Below are 3459 nucleotides of genomic sequence, written 5' to 3' on the forward strand. Positions count from 1 at the left end.
TGAGCGCGAGGACATTACCTACCTCATAGATCCATAGGGACGGCAAAAGAAGGCGGCAGCGTCCGGTGACGAAAGCATTAATGTCGCATGTCGATTGAGGCTGTCCATCCACCCACTTATTCAGAGGAAGTCCAGGCCCTGCAGAAAGACGCGGAGATCGCGCGTCTTTCAGCCCACCTTAAGATCCTACAAGAACAGCTCAATCTGCTGGCCGCCAAGCGTTTTGGACCGAGCAGCGAGAAGGCTCACCCCGATCAGATCCGCCTTTTCAACGAAGCCCGAAGCGGTTGCCCCCGTGGAGGACGAGGAGCAGGCGACGATCGAGATCCCCGCGCATCGACGCCGGGCTGGAGGCCATAAACCACTCCCGCCCCAGCTGCCCCGGATTGAGGTCGTGCATGATCTGGGCGATGAGGAGAAGATCTGCCCCCATGACGGCGCCGCGTTGAGGGCGATCGGAGAGGAGATCTCCGAACAGCTCGATATCGAGCCCGCCAAAGTCCGTGTCATCCGCCATGTGCGAAAGAAATATGCCTGTCCCCACTGTAACCAAGGGTCAAGACCGCATCTTTGCCGCCCCAACCGATCCCGAAAAGCTTAGCCTCGTCGGGGTTGGCCGCGCATATCACGGTCGGTAAATACCAAGACGGATTGCCGCTCTATCGCCAGGAGAAGATCCTAGGGCGCATCGGCATGGAGATCTCCCGGGCGACACTGGCCTTCTGGATGATCCAACTCGGACGCTTGGTCCAGCCGCTGATAAATCTCTTGCGCGATCAGATGCTCGCCTATGACGTTCTGCACATGGATGAAACCACGGTGCAGGTGCTCAAGGAACCGGGCAAAACCGCACAATCGAAATCCTATCTCTGGGTCCAACGCGGCGGTCCGCCCGGACAACCGATCATCCTCTTCGATTACGATCCGTCTCGTAGCCAAAACGGTACCGCTGCGGCTACTGGAAGGCTACCAAGGCTACCTTCAGGTCGATGGCTACGAGGGTTACAACGCTATCGGCACTCAGCCCAGCATTCGGCTCGTGGGCTGCATGGCACACGCCCGCCGCAAATTCGATGAAGCGCTCAAGGCCCAAGGAAAAACCCATCAGCGCGATCAGATGAAAGTCGGCAACGCTCAACAGGGGCTGCATTATATCCAGGCCCTCTATCGGATCGAGCGTGAGTTAAAAACCGCCATACCCGAAGAACGCTACCGCGTGCGGCAGGAGAAAGCCAAACCCCTGCTCGAGACGATACGCACCTGGCTCGATACGGCGTTACCGGCGGTGCCACCCGAAAGCTTGACCGGTAAAGCACTGTACTATCTCCATCATCAGTGGCCTAAACTCATCCGCTACCTCGAGGATGGACGGCTGTCGATAGATAACAACGCCGTGGAAAACGCCATCCGCCCCTTCGTCATGGGACGCAAGGCGTGGCTATTCTGCGATACGGCACATGGTGCCAAATCCAGCGCCAATCTCTATGGCCTCATCGAAACCTCTAAAGCCTGCGGTCACGAGCCTTACTACTATCTCCGCCATCTCTTCACCGAGCTGCCAAAAGCAAAATCCCTCCCCGACATCGAGGCGCTCTTGCCATTCAACCTCAAGCCAGCACAGATTAGCCGATCGCCTCCCTAGCCGATACCATGCCGTTGCCTAACCGCTTACGCTCAATCAGCAAACGCAGTATGATCTTTGGCATGCGGAACGGCGTCGCAAGGAGCTTCGGGTTGCTAAGCTCGCCGCGTCATAACACACGGGCTCACGTCTTCCATCGTGCATAGATTACCTCTCTAATCTGAAAGATGGGAGACTTGACCCCAATTTGCCGAGGATCTCATGCATATAGTTGATAGGCAGTGAGAAATGACCTTCATTCGGTAGCAAGCGTAGATCAGACCGAGGTAAGGCAGCGGCCAGGTAACGGGCGTGCGCGGGCGGCACTATTTGATCGCGGCCACCCTGCCAGAGTGTGACCGGCAGCGCGATGTTCGAGAACTCAAAACCCCAGGGATTCGCGTAGAGCGCGAACTCATGCATCGCCGCGCGTGCTCCTTGCCGAAACGCTTCCCGCATGGAGGCCACAATCGGGGGGCGTATCTCGGGGCGCGTTAACGCCGCGCGGTCGGTATCGTCGGCCAGCGCGGTGAGCAGGGAATAGGCGATCTCTGGATACTTGCCCATGAGGAAGGGCGGGCCGATGCCGTAGAGAGGCTTTAACAACCAGCGGGCCCGCCGGGCTAAAAAAAAGCCGAGCCGGGCGTGCCAACGTTGCCCTTGAATCGCCCACGGCTCGAAGACCGGTCCGAGGCCACCGACGAGGGCGGCCGCGGTGAGCCGCTCGGGAATGGCGTGCGCGCACGCGAGAGCATAGGGGCCGCCGCCGGAAACGCCCAGGATCGCAAAGCGCTCGGTACCCAAGACCTTAGCCAACTGCGTGAGGTCCCCCGGCCATGCGGCCAGCGTGTGATTCTGCGTAAAATCGGAGAGACCGTAGCCCGGACGGTCTACCGAAATCAAGCGCAGCCCGAGCTTGACTGCGGCCGGCTCGAGGAGCCGCGCTTCGAGCCGCGAGGCGGGAAAGCCGTGACAGTAAAAGATCGGTTTACCGCCCGGGATCCCGTACTCGCTGAAAGCGAGCATGCGCCCGTCGCTAAGCTGGATGCGGGTCACTGTAGGCGGCGCTTTGCTACAATCCCGGAACGGTCTTAAGCTTAAGTCGGTCATCTATGAACCCTGAAGCTCGGAGCGTAACGTCCGGACCATGAGCACCGATCGCGGGGGAAAAAGGCTCTTCCGCAGGATTTGTGGGTCAGTGGAGAGACGGTCTGGCAATGATCCCATGATAACCCGGGTCTGTTTATTTGGGCCTGGCCACGAGTTTTCGGGCTCGAGATTTCAAGGCAAGGTAAGTGCGCCACGGTTAACTCCCTCTCCCTCCCGGGAGAGGTGTATAGGCCGGTGGGAGAGGGAGTGATGACTTGATCAGAGGTTCCTCAATGTGGAGCGGCTACCGGCAACGGTTGAGTTTTTATAATAACGAAGTCGCGAATTTATACCAACAACGGGCATAACGTACGCTTTTCCTAACGTCATGCCGGCGAAAGCCGGCATCCAGGATGAGCTGCTATGCCGCACTGGACCCCGGCTTTCGCCGGGGTGACAGTTGACAGTGGGGCGTCTTGCATCTTTAGGACGTGCCCGTTCTCGGTATACTTTCCATAAAATCCCACGCATTCAACCTACCCATGCCGCGCGTCTTTCTCAACTACCGCCGCGAGGATAGCGAAGGCATCGCCGGGCGGACCTTCGACCGCTTGAGTGATCGCTTCGGGCCGGAGAATGTCTTCCGGGACCTCGACACCATCGCACCCGGGGCGGCGTTCGCGAGCGTGATCGGCAAGGAGATCGCAAAGTGCGATGCGCTGATCGCCATTATCGGCAATGACTGGCTC

At 58.8% G+C, this 3459-nt stretch carries 6 protein-coding genes and 1 pseudogene; 5 read left to right on the top strand and 2 right to left on the bottom strand.

Annotated elements, in window-relative coordinates:
- The first annotated feature begins 87 nt into the window (after positions 1-87).
- On the top strand, positions 88-360 hold the full coding sequence (locus M3436_20110; GenBank protein MDQ3566279.1) for a hypothetical protein: 273 nt from the start codon (positions 88-90) through the stop codon (positions 358-360).
- Here M3436_20110 and M3436_20115 read toward each other — a convergent pair.
- Entirely contained in the window at positions 269-517 is a 249-nt protein-coding gene (locus M3436_20115; protein ID MDQ3566280.1) for a hypothetical protein, read from the bottom strand. The genes M3436_20110 and M3436_20115 overlap by 92 nt on opposite strands.
- Here M3436_20115 and M3436_20120 point away from each other — a divergent pair.
- The 3 genes and pseudogenes from M3436_20120 to M3436_20130 all read left to right on the top strand — a co-directional run bounded on the left by M3436_20120 (position 446) and on the right by M3436_20130 (position 1642).
- Positions 446-601, top strand: a complete 156-nt coding sequence (locus M3436_20120) for an IS66 family transposase zinc-finger binding domain-containing protein (protein ID MDQ3566281.1) — start codon at positions 446-448, stop codon at positions 599-601. The two genes, M3436_20115 and M3436_20120, sit on opposite strands and share 72 nt — an antisense overlap.
- Before the next feature lie 50 nt (positions 602-651).
- Positions 652-1495, top strand: a pseudogene (locus M3436_20125) (IS66 family transposase).
- Positions 1493-1642, top strand: a complete 150-nt coding sequence (locus M3436_20130; protein ID MDQ3566282.1) for a transposase domain-containing protein — start codon at positions 1493-1495, stop codon at positions 1640-1642. The pseudogene M3436_20125 and the gene M3436_20130 overlap by 3 nt, the downstream one beginning before the upstream one ends.
- 147 nt (positions 1643-1789) lie before the next feature.
- Here the strand turns inward: M3436_20130 and M3436_20135 are convergent, their stop codons facing one another.
- Positions 1790-2731, bottom strand: a complete 942-nt coding sequence (locus tag M3436_20135) for an alpha/beta hydrolase (protein ID MDQ3566283.1) — start codon at positions 2729-2731, stop codon at positions 1790-1792.
- A gap of 521 nt (positions 2732-3252) precedes the next feature.
- On the opposite strand from M3436_20135, the gene M3436_20140 reads away from it, so the two are divergent.
- Positions 3253-3459 (top strand): toll/interleukin-1 receptor domain-containing protein (locus M3436_20140; protein ID MDQ3566284.1); only part of this gene is annotated, 207 nt, incomplete at its 3' end.

It is taken from the genome of Pseudomonadota bacterium (assembly GCA_030859565.1).
GTDB lineage: Bacteria > Pseudomonadota > Gammaproteobacteria > JACCXJ01 > JACCXJ01 > USCg-Taylor.